The following is a 19,141-nucleotide window of genomic DNA, read 5'->3' as shown; positions in this document are numbered from 1 at the left end:
TAAGCTCTTCAGCGCCGATGGTAGTCGGGGGTTTCCCCCTGTGAGAGTAGGACGCCGCCAAGCTTTTATCTTAAATTATATCATCGCGGGGTGGAGCAGTTCGGTAGCTCGTCGGGCTCATAACCCGAAGGTCGCAGGTTCAAATCCTGCCCCCGCAACCAAATTGTTTATGAAATAAGGAGTGCCCAAAGGGTGCAACTCAAAATAATTCATTATATAAATATGGTCCGGTAGTTCAGTTGGTTAGAATGCCTGCCTGTCACGCAGGAGGTCGCGGGTTCGAGTCCCGTCCGGACCGCCATTATTGTAAACGAAACGATCATGTTTTCGTTTTTTTTGTGTTTTCTTTTACCGTATTTTCTGCTTGGTGTTATAGCCAAGCTTTCTTTGTATCGGCAATATCTTGGATATTCCAGCAAAATTCGATACACTAAGAAGAGCATATAGACATAAGCAGGTTGAAAAGGGGGTTTTGGTTCATGGACGAATTTGATTTGATACATAGCATTACTCCGCGAACCATTCACCATTTTTCCGTTAATGTAGGAATAGGTGATGATGCAGCGCTCTACACTGCAAAACATGGCGCTCAGGAAATTGTTTGTGTTGATACTATGGTAGAAGATGTGCACTTTAAATTACACTATTCCTCACCTGAAGATATCGGGTATAAGGCGTTAGCCGTTAATATAAGCGATATTGCCGCGATGGGAGGCATTCCTAAATTTTATTTGGTATCACTTGCGATACCTTCAAAATGGACGAAGTCTGAAATCAAGGCAATGTATGAAGGAATGAATGAACTGGCGAAACTATATCATATGGATCTGATTGGCGGCGATACAGTTTCTACCGCTGACAAATTAGTCGTTACAGTCACTGTGATCGGTGAAGTTGAAAAGGGACAGGCTTGTTTGCGCAGCTTGGCAAAACCGGATGATATTGTGTTTGTAACCGGTGAAATCGGTTCTTCTGCAGCAGGACTTTCTTTATTGCTGGGAGAGACTCATCCTCAAAGCGCATTTGTGGAAACGGATTACTTTATCCACAGGCATAAACGGCCTGAGCCAAGAGTAAGCGTCGGAAGATTATGCTCCAGTTTTAAACGGGCAGCTTTAAATGATATTAGTGACGGATTAGCTAGTGAACTTAATGAGATTGCAGAAGCCAGCTGTGTCTCAATTGAAATTGATGAAGGCATGCTTCCAGTCCATTCTGACTTACATAAGCTTGATCCTGCTTGGAAAGAATGGGTTTTGTTTGGCGGTGAGGATTTTGAGCTGACGGGGACGGTTTCGAAGGCTGATTGGAAAGTGTTGAAGCAGGAGTGTGAAACGCGTCAACTGTCCATTACAAAGATTGGCCATGTCAGAGAAAAAACAGAATCAAACGTAATCCTCAAAACAGATAAAACATCAATGACCTTAGAGAAAAAAGGATATAATCATTTTAAATAAGACAGGTGACTCGTGTGAAGCAATTAAAGTGGAGAACTGAAAATCCTGAAGAAACAAAGGCAATTGCAAAGCTGACGGCATCGTTTGCTAAACCGGGAGATGTCCTGACATTAGAGGGCGATTTAGGAGCCGGAAAAACGACTTTTACGAAAGGTTTTGCGGAAGGACTTGGCATTACACGTGTTGTAAACAGTCCGACTTTTACAATTATAAAAGAATATAACGATGGCGCGCTCCCTCTTTATCATATGGATGTGTATAGAATGGAAGACGAAAGTGAAGATTTGGGGCTTGATGAATATTTTCACGGACAAGGTGTCTGTCTCGTTGAATGGGCCCATTTAATCGAAGAACAGCTGCCGCAGGAGCGACTGCAAATTGTCATCAAAAGAGCTGGTGGCGATGAGCGGGAAATGACCTTTACTGCTGTCGGTGATCGGTATGAAATGCTTTGTGAGGAGATAAGTAGACATGACAATATTAGCAATTGATACTTCAAATTATACGTTGGGCATTGCGCTGCTTCGAGAAGATACTGTCATCGCAGAACACATTACATATTTGAAAAAGAACCATTCTGTAAGAGCGATGCCTGCTGTTCATTCATTGCTGAATGATTGTGATATGACGCCGCAGGATCTTTCTAAAATAGTCGTTGCAAAAGGACCTGGTTCATACACAGGAGTAAGAATCGGTGTGACACTCGCCAAAACCCTTGCCTGGTCTTTAGACATTCCGATTGCTGCTGTATCAAGCCTTGAGGCGCTTGCGGCAAATGGACGGCATTTTGACGGTCTGATCAGCCCTATTTTTGATGCAAGACGGGGACAGGTGTATACAGGTCTGTATGAATACAAAAACGGGCTTTTGGAGCAAGTGGTTTCAGATCAAAATGTGATGCTGGCCGAATGGCTGGAGATGCTAAAAGAAAAGGATCGACCTGTTTTGTTTTTAGGTCATGATACGTCTATTCACAAGCAGATGATAGAGGATATGCTTGGGGCAAAAGGGGTTATTGGGACAGCTGCTCAGCATAACCCGCGTCCTTCAGAATTGGCTTTTCTAGGTGCGGAAAAGAACGCAGCTGATGTTCATGGGCTTATCCCGGATTACTTGCGGCTGGCAGAAGCTGAAGCGAAATGGATTGAAAGTCAAAAGTAGGGTGATAGGATGAAAACTAAAGCAGCAGTCAGAAACATGCAGCTTAATGATATTGATCACGTATACGAAATCGAAGCATCCTCCTTTACGTCTCCTTGGACAAAGGATTCGTTTTATCATGAGCTGCAGGAAAATCCGTATGCTCATTATCTTGTGATTGAAAAGGACGGCCATGTCGCGGGATATTGCGGGATTTGGATTGTGATGGATGACGCACAAATAACAAATATAGCAATAAAACCGGCGTATCGCGGCCAGTCTTTAGGAGAAACGCTTTTTCGCTCAGCGGTTGAACTGTGCAAGGAAAAAGACGCAAGACGGCTTTCACTTGAAGTGAGGGTTTCAAATCATCCTGCTCAAGGCTTATATAAGAAATTCGGGATGCAGCCCGGCGGAATTAGAAAGAACTATTATACTGATAACGGGGAAGATGCGTTAATTATGTGGGTGACGATAAATGAGTGAGCAAAAAGAGATTTACGTATTAGGAATAGAAACAAGCTGTGATGAAACAGCAGCGGCTATCGTGAAAAACGGGAAAGAAATCATTTCGAACGTAGTAGCTTCTCAAATTGAAAGCCATAAACGGTTTGGAGGCGTAGTTCCGGAAATTGCTTCAAGACATCATGTTGAGCAAATCACGTTGGTCATAGAAGAAGCTTTTCGGAAAGCCGGCATGACGTATAGTGATATTGATGCAATTGCAGTAACGGAAGGTCCGGGACTGGTAGGAGCGCTTCTTATCGGAGTGAATGCTGCTAAAGCATTAAGCTTTGCGCATCAGATTCCGTTAGTTGGCGTCCATCATATAGCCGGTCATATATACGCGAACCGTCTTGTAGAAGAGATCGTGTTTCCGGCACTGGCGTTGGTCGTTTCTGGAGGCCATACAGAATTGGTTTATATGAGGGAACACGGGTCATTTGAAGTCATTGGGGAAACTCTGGATGATGCTGCAGGAGAAGCTTACGACAAAGTGGCGCGGACGATGGGATTGCCATATCCGGGTGGACCGCAAATTGACAAGCTTGCTGAGAAAGGGAATGACAATATTCCGCTTCCTCGCGCATGGCTCGAAGAAGGCTCTTACAATTTCAGCTTCAGCGGGTTGAAGTCTGCGGTGATCAATACGCTTCATAATGCGTCTCAAAAAGGACAAGAGATTGCTCCGGAAGATTTGTCTGCCAGTTTCCAAAATAGCGTGATTGATGTTTTAGTGACAAAAACGGCACGTGCGGCAAAGGAATATGGTGTCAAACAGGTCCTTTTAGCCGGAGGAGTAGCGGCAAACAGAGGCCTCAGAGCTGCATTAGAAAAGGAATTTGCCCAGCATGAAGGAATTGCGCTTGTCATTCCTCCGTTAGCGTTATGCACGGATAATGCTGCAATGATCGCTGCTGCTGGTACTATTGCTTTTGAAAAGGGAATTCGCGGTGCATATGATATGAATGGCCAGCCCGGCCTTGAATTGACTTCTTATCAAAGTCTCACGACCTAATGGCGTGGGGCTTTTCATTTGTTATTAACAGATAATTCTCAATTTATCCACATGTCTGTGAGTAAGTATAGAAATATAGATGGATAAAGGGGTGGAGACATTCTTAATATAGTGGATAAATTCAGAATATTTTGTGGGGAATGTGTATAAAACGCTTACTTTTTTTATAAGATTATTTTCTGTGGATAAAAAGCACCTCTAAAAAGAGGTGCTTGACTTTTTCTAATCTTCTTCTGTGGATAGTTCTTCCCATTCAGACAAAAGAGATTCCAGCTCCTGATTGAGCTTCTCGTTGTCCGCATGGATGGTTTGTACCTTTTCATGATCTTGATAGACTTCCGGATCACATAGCAATTCATCGTTGTGACTGATGTTTTCTTCAATGGTTTGAACAGCGGCTTCAATTTCTTCAATCCGTCGGAGCCGTTGGCGTTCTTTCTTTTTCCATTCTTTTTCTTCTTCATATGAACGTTTTGAGTCAGACTTCACCGCAGCTGGTGTTTTTTCGACTTCCTCTTGCTGATTCATTTTCTCCAGCTCAAGCTGCTCTGATTTTTTCTCCGTATAATAATCGTAATCTCCCAAATACTCCTCTATATGGTTTGGGGAAAGCTCCAATACTCTTGTGGCGATTCTGTTAATAAAATATCTGTCATGTGAGACAAATAACAGTGTGCCTGGATAATCAATCAGCGCGTTTTCGAGAACTTCTTTGCTGTCCAAGTCCAGATGGTTGGTCGGTTCATCGAGGATGAGAAAATTGGCTTTTTGCAGCATCAGCTTAGCAAGGGCCAGTCTTGCTTTCTCACCTCCGCTGAGTGAATGGACTGGTTTCAGTACATCATCTCCGGAGAATAAGAAATTTCCGAGACACGTTCTGATGTCTTTCTCCGGAAGACCAGGGTACTCATCCCACAGCTCATCAAGAACACGTTTAGAGGAAGTCAGCTCGGCCTGTTCTTGATCATAATAACCGACACTGACATTTGAGCCCAATGAGATCGTTCCTTGATCTGGTTTTAGGGCGTCTATTAATGTTTTCAGCAATGTCGATTTTCCAATTCCGTTAGGCCCGACAAGCGCCGCGCTTTCTCCTCTTGTCAGCATGAACGACACTTCTGTTAAAAGCGGCGGCTGGTTTTCATAGCTGATTGTGAGATCCTGAACACGCAGGACTTCATTTCCGCTCTGTTTTGTAATATCAAAGTGAAAGTTTGCCGATTTTTCATCGCCAAGCGGTTTTGACATGACGTCCATTCGCTCCAGCTGTTTTCTGCGGCTTTGCGCCCTTTTGGTGGTAGAGGCTCTGGCCAGATTTCGGTCTACGAAGTCCTGAAGCTTGGCGATTTCATCTTGCTGCTTTTCATACATTTTAATATCTTTCTCATACTGCGCAGCTTTTTGGTCGAGATAAGCGCTGTAGTTGCCGTGATACTTTTTGCTTTCCGCTCTTGATACCTCGTATACTTGGTTTACCACTTTGTCCAAAAAGTAGCGGTCATGCGAAACGATGAGAATGGCGCCTGAATAGCCCTGCAAATAATGTTCAAGCCAGGTTAGCGTATCAATATCCAGATGGTTCGTTGGCTCATCGAGAATAAGCAAATCAGGCTGTGTTAAAAGCAACTTACCTAAGGCGAGCCTTGTTTTCTGACCTCCGCTGAGGCTTTGCACCTGTGTTGAATCGTCAAAATGGCTGAAGCCGAGGCCGTGCAGGACCGATCTGACATCTGCTTCATATTGATAGCCGCCTTGATCTCTGAATTCCTGCTGAAGCCGATCATAGGTTTTCATGATGCTTTCCAGTTCACTCGGGTCAGCTGCCGCCATTTTTTCTTCTATAGTCCGCATTTCCTTTTCCATTGCTTTTAAGTGGTCAAAAACAGTCAGCAGCTCTTCTTTTATGGTAAGCTTAGAATCCAAGCCCGTATGCTGGGCAAGATACCCCATTGTAATATCTTTCGGTTTAATAATTTCGCCCTTTTCATACGAAAGCTGGCCTGCGATAATTTTAAGCAGCGTGGACTTTCCCGCGCCGTTTCTACCTACAATGGCGACGCGATCGCGATTTCTGACTTCCAGCTTTATATTGTTTAAAATAGTATCAGCGCCAAATGATTTGGACAGCTGATTAATTTGTAAGATCATCATATTATTTCACCTCTGCTATAATAAGTTAAGTGTAGCTTATGAATCAGGAGTCAGCAAACAATACATTGGCCGAATAAGACATAGAGAAAGAAATAGTGTATGATTTGTTTAAGGAGAGTTTGAATATGAATGGATTTTCTCATTTTAATGAACAGGGCAGAGCCCAGATGGTGGATATCAGCGAAAAATCTTCGACTGTCCGTACTGCGGCAGCTGTTTCAAGCGTACACATGAAGAATGAAGTGTACGAGAAAATACAAAGTCACGATATCGGCAAAGGAGATGTACTGGCTGTTGCCCAGGTGGCAGGCATTATGGCCGCAAAGCAAACGTCTAACATCATTCCAATGTGTCATCCGCTTTCATTGAGCGGGGTAGATATATCGTTTGACTGGAAAATAAAAGAAACAGAAGTTATACTTCATATAAAAGCACAGGTCAAAACGAAAGGGAGTACAGGTGTGGAAATGGAAGCGCTCACTTCTGCATCGGTGTGCGCTCTTACCGTTTACGATATGTGCAAGGCCATTGATAAGGGGATGGTCATCGGCCCTACTTTCTTGCTGGAGAAGACGGGCGGGAAAAATGGTGACTTTAAAAGGGAACTATCCGAGTATAATTTGGAGGACCAAAAATGAATAAGGATCAATCAAAAATTCCGCAGGCGACGGCAAAAAGGCTGCCGCTTTACTATCGCTTTTTAAAGAATCTGCATGCGTCAGGAAAACAGCGTGTTTCATCCGCTGAGCTCAGTGATGCCGTAAAGGTTGATTCTGCCACGATTCGCAGGGATTTTTCCTATTTTGGAGCTCTTGGCAAAAAAGGATATGGTTATAATGTGGATTATTTGCTGTCATTTTTCCGGAAAACGCTTGATCAGGATGAGATGACAGATGTGATCTTGATTGGTGTCGGGAACTTGGGAACGGCATTTCTTCATTATAATTTCACAAAAAATAATAACACAAAAATTTCTATGGCTTTTGATGTAAATGAGAGTAAAATAGGAACTGAGATAGGCGGCGTGCCCGTCTATAACCTTGATGACCTTGAACAACACGTAAAAGATGAATCAGTCGCCATTCTTACAGTGCCAGCCTTTGCCGCTCAATCGATTACAGACAGATTGGTCGCGTTAGGAATCAAAGGAATTCTTAATTTTACGCCGGCCCGTTTGAATGTGCCGGAACACATTCGAATTCATCATATAGATTTAGCTGTTGAGCTTCAGTCACTGGTGTATTTCTTGAAGCATTATTCAGTTTTAGAGGAAATCGAATAGAGGGAAAGGAGGAGCCCAAATATGCCGATCGGTCCTGGAAGCCTTGCTGTTATCGCAATCGTCGCTCTGATTATCTTCGGTCCTAAAAAGCTGCCTGAATTGGGGAAAGCTGCGGGAGACACACTTCGTGAATTCAAAAACGCTACTAAAGGATTAACGAGTGACGAAGAGGAAAAAAAGAAAGAAGATCAGTAAGTTAGGATGACACGAATGAAAGTGAATCAAATGTCGCTGCTGGAGCACATTGCTGAGCTTAGAAAACGGCTGCTGATTGTGGCGCTGGCGTTTGTCGTTTTCTTCATCGCTGGATTCTTTTTAGCGAAGCCGATTATTGTGTATCTGCAAGAAACAGATGAAGCGAAGCAGCTTACGCTAAATGCGTTTAACCTGACAGACCCGCTTTATGTGTTTATGCAGTTTGCGTTTATCATCGGCATTGTCCTGACCTCGCCGGTTATTCTTTATCAGCTTTGGGCGTTTGTGAGCCCGGGCCTCTATGAGAAAGAGCGCAAAGTGACGCTCAGCTACATTCCGATCTCTATTTTGCTGTTTTTAGCGGGCTTATCTTTTTCATATTATATTTTATTTCCTTTTGTTGTTGATTTTATGAAGCGGATCTCTCAGGATTTGAATGTCAATCAGGTGATCGGAATTAATGAGTATTTTCATTTTCTTCTGCAGCTGACGATCCCGTTTGGACTGCTGTTCCAAATGCCGGTCATCCTCATGTTTTTGACCAGGCTTGGAATTGTGACACCGATGTTCTTAGCGAAAATCAGAAAGTATGCGTATTTTACGCTGCTTGTGATCGCTGCCCTGATTACTCCGCCTGAGCTTTTGTCTCATATGATGGTGACTGTACCGCTTTTGATTTTATATGAAATCAGTATTCTTATATCGAAGGCCGCATATCGTAAGGCACAGAAAAGCAGTGCTGCCGATCAGGACGTGTCTTCGGGACAATAACAAAAAATCCATTTCTCATGAGAGAAATGGATTTTCTTTATTTCTGGTTCTTTTTGATTTTAAAAGAAAAGGCGAACATCTTAAAAGAAATGCTGATGTTGTAAGCGGCGAACACCATCAGCAGGATGGAGTAAAATGACCACATGCTGCCTGGCGAGCTTGCGGCAAGATAAGTAAAGATGCACCCTACGGCAAAGTAGATCATTCCCCAAACTACCGGGTTTCTCATAAAAATAATCCTCCAATAATCAATTGCATTTGTGTACTCTGCTGTTCAAGGTATTTCTGAACAGGCTCAAGCTGCATGATGACGACAAATGTATTCATCATTAAATGGGCAAGAATCGGCACCCATATCCGTTTTGTTCTTGCATACAAGAAGGCGAAGGTAAACCCCATTGCTGTATAAAGAAGAAGATGCTTCAAATCAGCGTGCACAATCCCGAAAATAACCGAGCTGAGCAGTCCTGCAAAAAAGAAATTTGTTTTTTCGTATAGCGCACCGAAAATGATTTTTCTGAAGATGATTTCTTCCAATATAGGCCCGACGACAGAAGAAACGATAATCATAAACGGGACTGCCTGAATGACTTTCAGAATGGCTTGTGTATTTTCTGATTCTCTTCCGATGCCAAATACATAATATTCAATAGAGCCCGCAATTCCTTGAGAGAAGAGGGCAATGAAAAAACCGGCTATCGCCCACAGAATAGAAAGTCCGACTGAGTCCCTCTGTCCGTTTCGCAGTGTTTCTTTCGGAACAGTTCTCAGAATGAGCAGAACGACAACGAGACAGGCGATAAAGCTGATAACGGACCATAATCCTTGCGCGTGCAGCAAATTCTCTTTTGTCGGCTGTCCTTCGCCATACCCGAATTTAAATAACAAGGGAATGGCGATTATGGAGGAAAACTGCATAATGACATATGTCAAAATAATAAACCAATACTGTTTTCGCAAATGATATGTACTCCTTTGTTAAGTGGGTTTCGTTTATCTACAGCTATTGTAACATAATCGAATCATGGGTGAAAAAGCTAACGGATAAAGGAGCTGAAAAGAATCATGTAAGCGTGAAAATTTTTTTATCTTATCACTTGAAATTGGAAGTGAGATTCTTTATTATAATAATTGTGTTAGCACTCTTTAGTGCCGAGTGCTAAAATTACATATTCATACTATTGAGGAGGTTATTACATTGTTAAAGCCATTAGGTGATCGCGTTGTCATTGAACTCGTAGAATCTGAAGAAAAAACTGCCAGCGGAATTGTGTTGCCGGATTCTGCAAAAGAAAAACCGCAAGAAGGCAAAATCGTGGCAGCTGGTTCAGGTCGCGTGTTAGAAAGCGGAGAGCGCGTTGCTTTAGAAGTAAAAGAGGGCGACCGCATTATCTTCTCAAAATACGCAGGTACTGAAGTGAAATACGAAGGTACTGAATACTTAATCTTACGTGAAAGCGACATTTTAGCTGTTATCGGCTAATTTTCTTAAATAAACAATACTTAAAACTTTTGAGGAGGTCTTGTAAACATGGCAAAAGAAATTAAGTTTAGTGAAGAAGCTCGCCGCGCAATGCTTCGCGGTGTCGATGCACTTGCTGATGCTGTAAAAGTAACTTTAGGACCAAAAGGACGCAACGTGGTTCTAGAGAAAAAATTCGGTTCTCCGTTAATCACAAATGACGGTGTAACAATCGCAAAAGAAATCGAGCTTGAAGATGCGTTTGAAAACATGGGTGCGAAGCTTGTGGCTGAAGTAGCCAGCAAAACAAACGACGTTGCCGGTGACGGTACTACAACTGCGACAGTTCTTGCGCAAGCAATGATCCGTGAAGGCCTGAAAAACGTAACAGCAGGAGCTAACCCTGTAGGCGTGCGTAAAGGTATGGAACAAGCTGTAACCGTTGCGATCGAAAACTTAAAAGAAATTTCTAAGCCAATCGAAGGCAAAGAGTCTATCGCTCAGGTTGCTGCGATCTCTGCTGCTGATGAGGAAGTCGGAAGCCTTATCGCTGAAGCAATGGAGCGCGTAGGAAACGACGGCGTTATCACAATCGAAGAGTCTAAAGGCTTCACAACTGAGCTTGAAGTTGTAGAAGGTATGCAATTCGACCGCGGATATGCGTCTCCTTACATGGTAACTGACTCTGATAAGATGGAAGCGGTTCTTGACAATCCTTACATCTTAATCACAGACAAAAAAATCACAAACATTCAAGAAATCCTTCCTGTGCTTGAGCAGGTTGTTCAGCAAGGCAAACCATTGCTTCTGATCGCTGAGGATGTTGAAGGCGAAGCACTTGCAACACTTGTTGTGAACAAACTTCGCGGCACATTCAACGCAGTTGCCGTTAAAGCTCCTGGCTTCGGTGACCGCCGTAAAGCAATGCTTGAAGACATCGCTGTCCTTACTGGCGGAGAAGTCATCACAGAAGATCTTGGCCTTGACCTGAAATCTACTCAAATCACACAATTGGGACGCGCTTCTAAAGTTGTCGTTACAAAAGAAAACACAACAATCGTGGAAGGCGCTGGCGAAACAGACAAAATTTCTGCCCGAGTGACTCAAATCCGCGCTCAAGTGGAAGAAACAACTTCTGAATTCGACAAAGAAAAATTACAAGAGCGTCTTGCGAAACTTGCTGGCGGCGTAGCTGTCATCAAAGTCGGCGCTGCGACTGAAACTGAGCTGAAAGAGCGTAAACTTCGTATCGAAGACGCCCTGAACTCAACTCGTGCAGCTGTTGAAGAAGGTATCGTATCCGGCGGTGGTACAGCGCTTGTCAACGTATATAACAAAGTCGCTGCAGTTGAAGCTGAAGGCGATGCGCAAACAGGTATCAACATCGTGCTTCGCGCGCTTGAAGAGCCGATCCGTCAAATCGCACACAACGCTGGTCTTGAAGGATCTGTCATCGTTGAGCGCCTCAAAAACGAAGAAATCGGCGTAGGCTTCAACGCTGCAACTGGCGAATGGGTAAACATGATCGAAAAAGGTATCGTTGACCCAACAAAAGTTACACGCTCAGCTCTTCAAAACGCTGCGTCTGTAGCGGCTATGTTGTTAACAACTGAAGCTGTTGTCGCTGACAAGCCAGAAGAAAACGCTGGCGGCGCAGGAATGCCTGATATGGGCGGCATGGGCGGTATGGGCGGCATGATGTAATCAAACGGCAAGAACCCTTGATATACCAAGGGTTTGACCGTTTTTTATCACCCGTGCAGCTGGAAAAATAACAAAAAGATAACATTCATTGAGGATGCTTCCAAAAGTCTACTGGACTTTAGAAGAAGCATCCTTTTTTATTTATAAGGTGAGAAGTAGGTATATATTTTATTGTTGACTCCGCTTACCTTTTTCAAGAATTGCATGTATTAATTCAAAAGGTCTTAATTTTTCATTTATAAGTATTTTAATGCATAAAAAGCCTATTGATGAAGTTTGCCATATTATGATGAAACCCTTCTCAACTGAGAAGGGTTTTCTTGTCATACGCTTGCCACCTAGACATGAATACTATAAAAGAGGTGACTATAATGGATGAAATGATTCAGAAAGTACAACTCTGGGTAAATGCTGCTTACTCTGGAAAGCCTGGCTTCGTTCCAGCACCTGAAAATGGGAAAACTGGTTGGTCCACGATGTATGCTTTAACTAGGGCTTTGCAAATTGAACTTGGAATCTCTACACCCGCTGATAATTTTGGACCAGGAACTGAAGTAGCGTACAAATCATGGGGAGAAATGGAAATTGGGCGTATTCCTACTGATGACAAAGGAAAAAGAATTGTGCTAATTCTTCAAGGAGCAATGTATTGTAAAGGTTACAATCCAACTGGATTTACAGGAACTTTTGGAGAAGGGACTAAAGCTGCAGTAATTAAATTACAAACTGATGCGGGACTGCCTATTCGTGACGGGAAAGTTTATTCCTATATATTTAAAGCATTTTTAACTATGGATGCTTATGTGCTCACATCTGGTGGTAATTCTAGAATTAGAGAAATGCAAAGAGATCTTAATTCAAAATATTACAAAACATCTGGAGTCCAACCATGTGATGGTTACTACCAAAGAGGGACTAATAAAGCTTTAATATACGGTATTCAAACAGAAGAGGGAATTGCTCCCTCTCTACAAACGGGATCAATAGGGCCTTCTACGACCAACCTTTTACCAACTCTGAGCATAGGAAGTACTAATGCAAACTTTGTTAAGCTCCTTCAATATGCATTATATGTAAATGATTTCAATCCAGGAGAATTCAATGGACAGTACAGTACACTATTAAAAAATGTAGTTAGTGAATTCCAACAGTTTGTTAAGTTGCCATCCGATGGAGTTACAGGAAAACAAACTTGGCTTTCTTTGTTGCAGAGTAAAGGAGATCCTAATCGCAAGGGTACAGCTTGTGATTGTATAACAGAAGTTACGCCTGCTAGAGCTAAAGCTTTAAAAAATGCAGGCTATGAAACAATTGGTCGTTATCTTGTAGACATTCCAGGAGGATTGGAGAAAAAAATAAAACCTGGCGAATTAAAAACTATTTTTAATGCTGGTTTAACTGTTTTTCCGATATATCAAACTTATGGGAATAATTCAAGTCATTTCAGTGAAGCTCAAGGGAAAAGAGATGCTCAAGATGCTTTTACAGCTGCCAAAAATTATGGATTTGAAAATGGAACAACAATATATTTTGCCGTGGATTTTGACGCTTTAGGAGATGATATAACTAACAAAATTCTTCCACACTTTAAGGGCATTAATGAACAAATGAAATATCTGGGGAATCGTTATAAAGTTGGAATATATGGTGCCCGGAATGTTTGCAGTCAAGTATCGCAGAAAGGTTGGGCAACAACCAGTTTTGTAAGTGATATGTCCACGGGATTTAGTGCAAATTTAGGCTATCCATTGCCAAAAAATTGGGCATTCGATCAAATTTCAACTATTAGTGTTGGTTCAGGAGACAGTAAAATTGAAATAGACAATAATATTAAGTCGGGACTTGATAATGGGGCTTCAAGTCTTGATTTCTCAACTGATCTCAATCAAGAGCTATACAAGCAATTATATGAAATTCAACTTTTAGGCCTTCAATATACAAACAATGATATCAATCAAGCGAATAAGCTTACAACCAACTATTATCGTCGCAAAAGATATGAATCATTAATATGGACATTAACTTCTGGACAATTTGATAAAGGCTTTGAGGAATATGTTATTAGTGCTGTAGGAGAAAATAGTTTTGTCTATGCAACTGATCCCGTTTCAAAATCTGAAGTTATTGATTTTCCTCATCTTATGGCTACATTATCTGCTCTATTGTATGCGAATCTTCCGTTAGTTGGAACTACACAACAAGATTTAGCAGGGTGGGGTGGTGATTTATTTACTGTTGCTGCTGATGTATATAAAAATAGAGATAAGTATAGTGGCGACAATGAAACAAGAACATATAAAGCTGCTTACGACTTGATCGGTACAAAAACATCGGCTGGCAACTTTGATAATTCGGATTTCCTTGGAGATATCGATGCTATTAACATCGCGCAGATCTTATTAAATAATAACACTAAGCCAATTTTAAATGCAGTTCAAGAGTATTATAATAGTCTTGTTTCCTCAAGATATAAGCTATTTTATAAAAATAAATTTAATAGTAATGAAAATAATTTGAGACTGAATGCGAGTAATATTATGATTGGAGATAATCCTGATATTACAGCGGCAAGGGTAGCCCTAAGGGGTTCAATGCAAATGGAAGTCCCTTATTATACGGAAGAAGAGGGAGAAATTATGGCAAATGCATTTGCTGATAAAATACTAGACCTTGTAGCAAGTGAATAGAAAATTTAGAGTAGAGTACCATACATTTCAAAAAATATGGTACTCTATATTTTAAGATCTTAAGAATATACAACAAATTATAAGTTCAATTTTCTTTTTGATTTAATGGAAGGAAAGAAAGGGGAAAACATGAGGAAATATTTAGGGATAGTGTCACTTATCATGCTGTTATTCACATTGTGTTTTCTACCCTATATCCATTGGGCGCTTGGAATTCTAGGGATAGTTGTGGGGGGTATTATAGCATTCAAAGCACCTAAAGGGATTGCTAAGTATCTCTCTATTTTTATCCTGGCACTCTGTATTCTTTTACTCTTATTATTGATCGTAGCAGGCCTTTTGATGGCGGGTTTAGTCGGGAAGTAACGATTATGTATAACCATACTACATTTGGTCAAAACTAAAATTTTAGAAGTATGATAAAGCTATAAAAGATTACTAAAAGTAAGACTAAGCTTTCAAAAACTCAACAGCCCTTTTATTTCTCAATGGAATATCCATTTTGAAAATAGTAGACTTCAAAGACCGGTTTCTTTTTTACAAGAAATTCTTTTCGGCATAAGCTGAATTTGATTTGCCTAAACGGATCGTATACAAAGAGGTTCACTGTTTTAAAAAATTGATTAATACATAAATCTTTTTCATCATAAATAAGTTAAATCCTAATATGGTGAAATGAAGGAATCTGCTGATTTCATTAAATGATATTCACGGATATCTTCATGGTATCTGTTTAGATAGACAGTTCTAAAGATAAATTTATTATAATAGGGCGTAACAGATGGTTTCTTGGATTGAATATCAACGATATAATATTCTGCACCACTCATTATAAACTGGAAGAAATGTACTAGCTTTATGAAAATACAACCAACTTACAAATTCTCCTCACATCCGCCTACTAGAATATAAAGAAGATTACTCACGTTCCCTAAACAAGCAGAGCTAGGCATATGGGAGCTATTTTCTGTTTCTTAAAGCTGAATATAATAATTAAAGGTATCTTTATAAAACAAAAAGGCTTGTGGGGAAATTGTTTCTATACAGGTTGGGTTTACTAAAGATGGGATTTTATTGTTTTAAGTTCCATTTAATTGAATGACTCTAGATATATCGAAAGTATTGCTGTTGATTTCCTCCACATGCTAAGAGAACATTTATGCATGATTTTTTGATACTTATATGTTTCAGGAATTCTTCGCAACTATTTTTTTACAGGTATTTGCAATTTTATTTTGAAAGCAGGTATAAATATATTATTACAACTCAGAAAACACTCTATATTAGGTTCATGTAATATAAGAAACTTATAAATTTTAATTTTTTCAGTAGAGACTTGGGAGTAATGGGAGAAATTAAAATTGTATTTGTCTAGCACTTTGTAATCTTTTATTCGTGTATATGGTTTTATTAGACACCTTGGCAAAGGTTTTATAGATGATGCTTCAAATTTTAAGCTTATTTCAAATAGATTAAAACAAGATTTTTTTCAAAAGAATCTTAATTTACACTAATTTTAATAAATTTCTATCATACTTATTCATTTTTCAGAAGGAAGATATGGAAAAACCTATATTTTTTAGGGGGATATGTTATTATAATTGTAGATTTAAAATATTAAAAAGAAAAGAGGAATTCTAAAGATGAAAAAGTTAGTAATCACCCTGTTTACAGCAGTGCTTTTGGGAGTTGCCATTTTCGCAGGCGGGTCAGAAGCCTTAGCTATGGATTCGAAAGGTACAATCAAATTTAAAACAGATGCTAATACATATACGAAAAGTGCTACTTCCATTGTGGTTACGGGTACTTTGGCTAGGGATTTAGATAATGGCTTTACAGTAATTATATTAAATAATAAAGGTAAAGTATTTGCCAGAAAAGATATTTCGCATAGTATTGGTTCACGTAATTTTCGTGTGAGTTTTTCAACGAAAAATCTTCCTGCAGGTAAGTATGATGTGCAAGTTGGACAGGATTGGGGAGGAAGATATTGGTCAGGTGAACTAAAACATTATATTACAGTACAGCATTAATACGGCTGTATAAGTATTAACCTCTTGTTGTTAAAAAGTTTAACTTTAGAAATTTGTTTTCTGTGAAATATTAATTTTTCAATCAAGGTATCTTAATCAATTTACTGTACTGATAAAGATACCTTTTTATCTTTAAAAACAACAAGGTCATGAGTGTTTTTCAAAGCTCGTACCGCTAGCCGCAATGTATTTGTCTTTTAAATGAGAATATCCATTTGCTCCACCTCACCCCGAATCCCAATCCCCGGCTCCCACGAATCAATCATACGGATCGATTAGCTTCCATTGCATTCGTTTTCTCTCCTGTACGATACAACAGCTGTGCCATTACGTAGTGATAGTAGATCAGTTCAACCTGATTCGCGTTATGTTTGTCATAGAGCATCTGCTCAAAGGCTTGTTCTGCTTTCTCAAACTGACAACATTTCACGTAAGCGACACCCAGATTGAAGTAGGCTTCTATCGTTTTTTCGCCGTCAACGTGGAGTTGATTTCATTTGCCGCTTCGTATAATTGAATAGCTTCTTCATGATGACCTCTCGCAAAGCTTAGATCTCCGCGTACCAGCAGAATCCTGTGTTGAAATGTAGGGGAAATCGGTTGGTCTTCGATTTCATTTAAAATCACTTCTGCTTTTTCCTGTTGCCCGGCTTTTAAAAAACAGCCTTGCTTTGAGTGCATGTCCCCAAACCTTTAGATCATGGGCATCGTGAGCGTCAGATTGTTCAAGAACCTTTAGGGCGTGGCTAACGCATTGCGGACGACGAACCGTTTTTCATTGATTGATTTATCTATTTGTGCTGTGCTCCCGAGCTGGTAGGGATAGTATTTAAGAAATCGCTAAAGCTCAATTCTTTCCAATCAGCGCTGACCCAAATAATGCTGTTGGATGCTGCCAACCTGGAGAATTATTTACACAGGAATAGGCGGCTTCAAGAGCGATTGTGGTTTTCCCATGCCGGCCCAGCCAGTGATTAAACAGACTGGTGACGGAGAAAGCATCCATTGCCGTATCGCTTCCATATCAAAGCTGCGCCCGATAAAGTGTCCGGCCTAGCGTGTCAGTAAGTTATGCGTAATAGGCTGTTCTGTAAGCGCATTCGTTTTATAGCCGGGCATGTCATGAAACAGCCGTTTTACTGTGTTTTCAATTTCATTTTCACTTGGAGCTCCGAATGACCCTTCTTTTCGCAGCGTTTTCGCTTTTTTGAGGCAAGACGTCACCCATACTGGCAAGGCAGGTTTGATGACTGGGATGGTGGTCGTTTCCAGCAGATTGGTCAACCACTCGATAGCGAAGTCAGTCTTGTCGAGAATGATCCATATCACCCCGAACAGTTTTCCATCGTCGACGCCAGGTGCCAGCAGTTGTGCAAATTGTTTTCGGTTTTCAAGTTCAGCAATAAGCCTGCACCTCCAATTAGTACTATTTTATCAATCCAGCGTTTTGGGTATATGAGAAAATAATAAAGTACAGTGCGGCTGTCCTTTATACAGCAGGAAAGGCTTTTGCACGTCTTGAAAAGCAGATAAAATGGGGGCAGTAACAGAGAAAACAAAAATGTATGCACTTACATTTTATTTTCTAAAGAAAGGAATTTGCCAAATGACTCACACAGTACCTCAAAGCATGAAAGCGGCTGTTATGCACAGCACAAGAGAGATCAAAATTGAAACATTGCCTGTGCCTGACATCAATCATGATGAAGTGTTGATTAAGGTGATGGCTGTCGGGATTTGCGGATCGGATCTGCATTACTATACAAACGGCAGAATCGGCAACTATGTGGTGGAAGAACCGTTTATCCTGGGCCATGAATGTGCGGGTGAAATTGCCGCCGTCGGATCGTCTGTCGACCAGTTCAAGGTGGGAGACCGCGTTGCTGTTGAACCTGGTGTCACATGCGGACGCTGTGAGGCGTGCAAGGAAGGGCGCTATAACCTTTGTCCGGATGTGCAGTTTTTGGCTACACCGCCGGTAGATGGCGCATTTGTTCAATATATCAAAATGCGTCAGGACTTCGTTTTTTCGATCCCGGATTCACTATCCTATGAAGATGCGTCTTTGATTGAACCATTTTCTGTCGGCATTCACGCAGCGGCGAGAACAAAGCTTCAGCCCGGATCAACAATTGCAATTATGGGAATGGGACCGGTGGGGTTAATGGCTGTTGCGGCAGCTAAGGCATTTGGGGCAGGCACAATTATCGTGACTGACTTAGAGCCGCTGCGCTTAGAGGCTGCGAAAAAAATGGGCGCGACTCATTTCATCAATATTCGTGAACAGGATGCGCTTGAAGAGATTAAAACGATCACGAATGACAGAGGCGTTGATGTTGCTTGGGAAACAGCGGGGAATCCAGCGGCATTGCAATCCGCACTGGCTTCTGTGCGCCGGGGCGGAAAATTGGCGATTGTCGGTTTGCCTTCGCAAAGCGAGATTCCGCTCAATGTGCCGTTTATTGCGGATAACGAGATTGATATTTACGGGATCTTCCGTTATGCCAATACGTATCCGAAGGGAATCGAATTTCTCGCTTCTGGCATTGTGGACACGAAGCACCTTGTAACGGACCAATATCCGCTGGAGCAGACGCAGGAGGCGATGGAACGGGCGCTTCAATTTAAGAATGAATGTTTAAAAGTGATGGTGTATCCAAATCGCTGATTGAACGGGGAGGATCTTTGCATTCTCCCTCTTGCTTATCAAAAGTGAAAACGGATTCTTGGGGTGGGAAAT

At 41.2% G+C, this 19,141-nt stretch carries 17 protein-coding genes, 2 tRNA genes and 1 pseudogene; 16 read left to right on the top strand and 4 right to left on the bottom strand.

Features of this window, described 5'->3' with window-relative positions; genetic code table 11:
- Positions 1-84: 84 nt before the first annotated feature.
- The 7 genes from V756_RS0118020 (at position 85) to tsaD (ending at position 4,116) form a co-directional block, all read left to right on the top strand.
- A tRNA-Met gene (locus tag V756_RS0118020) sits at positions 85-161 on the top strand.
- Positions 162-224: 63 nt separating this feature from the next.
- A tRNA-Asp gene (locus V756_RS0118015) sits at positions 225-301 on the top strand.
- A gap of 178 nt (positions 302-479) precedes the next feature.
- A complete protein-coding gene (gene thiL / locus V756_RS0118010) occupies positions 480-1,457 on the top strand; it encodes a thiamine-phosphate kinase (protein ID WP_024715896.1) in 978 nt (325 codons plus the stop codon).
- A gap of 14 nt (positions 1,458-1,471) precedes the next feature.
- A complete protein-coding gene (gene tsaE, locus V756_RS0118005) occupies positions 1,472-1,948 on the top strand; it encodes a tRNA (adenosine(37)-N6)-threonylcarbamoyltransferase complex ATPase subunit type 1 TsaE (RefSeq protein WP_024715895.1) in 477 nt (158 codons plus the stop codon).
- Complete coding sequence (gene tsaB, locus V756_RS0118000; protein WP_024715894.1) at positions 1,929-2,618, top strand: tRNA (adenosine(37)-N6)-threonylcarbamoyltransferase complex dimerization subunit type 1 TsaB; 690 nt, start codon at positions 1,929-1,931, stop codon at positions 2,616-2,618. Before tsaE ends, tsaB begins: the two co-directional genes overlap by 20 nt.
- A gap of 9 nt (positions 2,619-2,627) precedes the next feature.
- Positions 2,628-3,083, top strand: coding sequence for a ribosomal protein S18-alanine N-acetyltransferase (gene rimI / locus V756_RS0117995; protein WP_024715893.1), 456 nt, complete (start codon positions 2,628-2,630; stop codon positions 3,081-3,083).
- Complete coding sequence (gene tsaD / locus V756_RS0117990; RefSeq protein ID WP_024715892.1) at positions 3,076-4,116, top strand: tRNA (adenosine(37)-N6)-threonylcarbamoyltransferase complex transferase subunit TsaD; 1,041 nt, start codon at positions 3,076-3,078, stop codon at positions 4,114-4,116. Before rimI ends, tsaD begins: the two co-directional genes overlap by 8 nt.
- A 222-nt stretch (positions 4,117-4,338) precedes the next feature.
- On the opposite strand, the gene V756_RS0117985 is transcribed toward tsaD, so the two are convergent.
- The gene (locus tag V756_RS0117985) at positions 4,339-6,267 is read right to left on the bottom strand and encodes an ABC-F family ATP-binding cassette domain-containing protein (RefSeq protein WP_024715891.1); all 1,929 of its coding nucleotides are present in this window, start codon (positions 6,265-6,267) and stop codon (positions 4,339-4,341) included.
- Between the two features lie 125 nt (positions 6,268-6,392).
- Here V756_RS0117985 and moaC point away from each other — a divergent pair, with 125 nt between their 5' ends.
- From moaC to tatC, 4 genes are read left to right on the top strand one after another with little or no spacing between them, the layout of a single operon-like run.
- The gene (moaC, locus tag V756_RS0117980) at positions 6,393-6,905 is read left to right on the top strand and encodes a cyclic pyranopterin monophosphate synthase MoaC (protein ID WP_024715890.1); all 513 of its coding nucleotides are present in this window, start codon (positions 6,393-6,395) and stop codon (positions 6,903-6,905) included.
- Complete coding sequence (locus V756_RS0117975) at positions 6,902-7,549, top strand: redox-sensing transcriptional repressor Rex (RefSeq protein ID WP_024715889.1); 648 nt, start codon at positions 6,902-6,904, stop codon at positions 7,547-7,549. Before moaC ends, V756_RS0117975 begins: the two co-directional genes overlap by 4 nt.
- 21 nt (positions 7,550-7,570) lie before the next feature.
- Positions 7,571-7,744 (top strand): sec-independent protein translocase protein TatAY, encoded by a 174-nt coding sequence (tatAY, locus tag V756_RS0117970; protein WP_003234072.1) that lies wholly within the window; start codon positions 7,571-7,573, stop codon positions 7,742-7,744.
- 6 nt (positions 7,745-7,750) lie between these two features.
- The gene (gene tatC, locus V756_RS0117965) at positions 7,751-8,515 is read left to right on the top strand and encodes a twin-arginine translocase subunit TatC (protein ID WP_015252680.1); all 765 of its coding nucleotides are present in this window, start codon (positions 7,751-7,753) and stop codon (positions 8,513-8,515) included.
- 37 nt (positions 8,516-8,552) lie between these two features.
- Here tatC and V756_RS0117960 read toward each other — a convergent pair whose 3' ends face one another.
- Both V756_RS0117960 and V756_RS0117955 read right to left on the bottom strand, forming a co-directional pair.
- Positions 8,553-8,744, bottom strand: coding sequence for a YdiK family protein (locus tag V756_RS0117960; RefSeq protein ID WP_003225680.1), 192 nt, complete (start codon positions 8,742-8,744; stop codon positions 8,553-8,555).
- On the bottom strand, positions 8,741-9,475 hold the full coding sequence (locus V756_RS0117955) for a CPBP family intramembrane glutamic endopeptidase (RefSeq protein ID WP_024715888.1): 735 nt from the start codon (positions 9,473-9,475) through the stop codon (positions 8,741-8,743). The genes V756_RS0117960 and V756_RS0117955 overlap by 4 nt, the downstream gene beginning before the upstream one ends.
- A 238-nt stretch (positions 9,476-9,713) precedes the next feature.
- Here V756_RS0117955 and groES point away from each other — a divergent pair, with 238 nt between their 5' ends.
- The 4 genes from groES (at position 9,714) to V756_RS0117925 (ending at position 16,401) form a co-directional block, all read left to right on the top strand.
- Positions 9,714-9,998 (top strand): co-chaperone GroES, encoded by a 285-nt coding sequence (groES, locus tag V756_RS0117950; protein ID WP_003155970.1) that lies wholly within the window; start codon positions 9,714-9,716, stop codon positions 9,996-9,998.
- A gap of 48 nt (positions 9,999-10,046) precedes the next feature.
- Complete coding sequence (gene groL / locus V756_RS0117945) at positions 10,047-11,681, top strand: chaperonin GroEL (protein WP_024715887.1); 1,635 nt, start codon at positions 10,047-10,049, stop codon at positions 11,679-11,681.
- Positions 11,682-12,052: 371 nt separating this feature from the next.
- On the top strand, positions 12,053-14,368 hold the full coding sequence (locus tag V756_RS0117935) for a glycoside hydrolase domain-containing protein (RefSeq protein ID WP_024715886.1): 2,316 nt from the start codon (positions 12,053-12,055) through the stop codon (positions 14,366-14,368).
- Positions 14,369-16,011: 1,643 nt separating this feature from the next.
- Positions 16,012-16,401 (top strand): hypothetical protein, encoded by a 390-nt coding sequence (locus tag V756_RS0117925; protein WP_024715884.1) that lies wholly within the window; start codon positions 16,012-16,014, stop codon positions 16,399-16,401.
- 197 nt (positions 16,402-16,598) lie between these two features.
- Here the strand turns inward: V756_RS0117925 and V756_RS1000000123695 are convergent.
- Positions 16,599-17,805 (bottom strand): annotated as a pseudogene (locus V756_RS1000000123695) (tetratricopeptide repeat protein).
- 202 nt (positions 17,806-18,007) lie between these two features.
- Here V756_RS1000000123695 and gutB point away from each other — a divergent pair.
- Positions 18,008-19,069 carry a sorbitol dehydrogenase gene (gutB, locus tag V756_RS0117900; RefSeq protein ID WP_024715881.1) on the top strand — a complete coding sequence of 354 codons (1,062 nt, stop codon included), beginning with the start codon at positions 18,008-18,010 and terminating at the stop codon, positions 19,067-19,069.
- Positions 19,070-19,141 lie beyond the last annotated feature (72 nt).

The organism is Bacillus tequilensis KCTC 13622 (assembly GCF_000507145.1).
Lineage (GTDB): Bacteria > Bacillota > Bacilli > Bacillales > Bacillaceae > Bacillus > Bacillus tequilensis.
Note: the sequence above shows the minus strand (reverse complement) of the source record. Positions and strands in the feature narration are given on the sequence as shown.

Excerpts from the sequence above, each read along its gene's own strand:
- groL (WP_024715887.1), top strand. The coding sequence starts at position 10,047 with ATGGCAAAAGAAATTAAGTTTAGTGAAGAAGCTCGCCGCGCAATGCTT.
- V756_RS0117960 (WP_003225680.1), bottom strand. The coding sequence starts at position 8,744 with ATGAGAAACCCGGTAGTTTGGGGAATGATCTACTTTGCCGTAGGGTGC.
- V756_RS0117925 (WP_024715884.1), top strand. The coding sequence starts at position 16,012 with ATGAAAAAGTTAGTAATCACCCTGTTTACAGCAGTGCTTTTGGGAGTT.
- tatAY (WP_003234072.1), top strand. The coding sequence starts at position 7,571 with ATGCCGATCGGTCCTGGAAGCCTTGCTGTTATCGCAATCGTCGCTCTG.
- rimI (WP_024715893.1), top strand. The coding sequence starts at position 2,628 with ATGAAAACTAAAGCAGCAGTCAGAAACATGCAGCTTAATGATATTGAT.
- gutB (WP_024715881.1), top strand. The coding sequence starts at position 18,008 with ATGACTCACACAGTACCTCAAAGCATGAAAGCGGCTGTTATGCACAGC.
- V756_RS0117935 (WP_024715886.1), top strand. The coding sequence starts at position 12,053 with ATGGATGAAATGATTCAGAAAGTACAACTCTGGGTAAATGCTGCTTAC.
- tatC (WP_015252680.1), top strand. The coding sequence starts at position 7,751 with ATGACACGAATGAAAGTGAATCAAATGTCGCTGCTGGAGCACATTGCT.
- V756_RS0117975 (WP_024715889.1), top strand. The coding sequence starts at position 6,902 with ATGAATAAGGATCAATCAAAAATTCCGCAGGCGACGGCAAAAAGGCTG.
- tsaB (WP_024715894.1), top strand. The coding sequence starts at position 1,929 with ATGACAATATTAGCAATTGATACTTCAAATTATACGTTGGGCATTGCG.
- moaC (WP_024715890.1), top strand. The coding sequence starts at position 6,393 with ATGAATGGATTTTCTCATTTTAATGAACAGGGCAGAGCCCAGATGGTG.
- thiL (WP_024715896.1), top strand. The coding sequence starts at position 480 with ATGGACGAATTTGATTTGATACATAGCATTACTCCGCGAACCATTCAC.
- tsaD (WP_024715892.1), top strand. The coding sequence starts at position 3,076 with ATGAGTGAGCAAAAAGAGATTTACGTATTAGGAATAGAAACAAGCTGT.
- V756_RS0117985 (WP_024715891.1), bottom strand. The coding sequence starts at position 6,267 with ATGATGATCTTACAAATTAATCAGCTGTCCAAATCATTTGGCGCTGAT.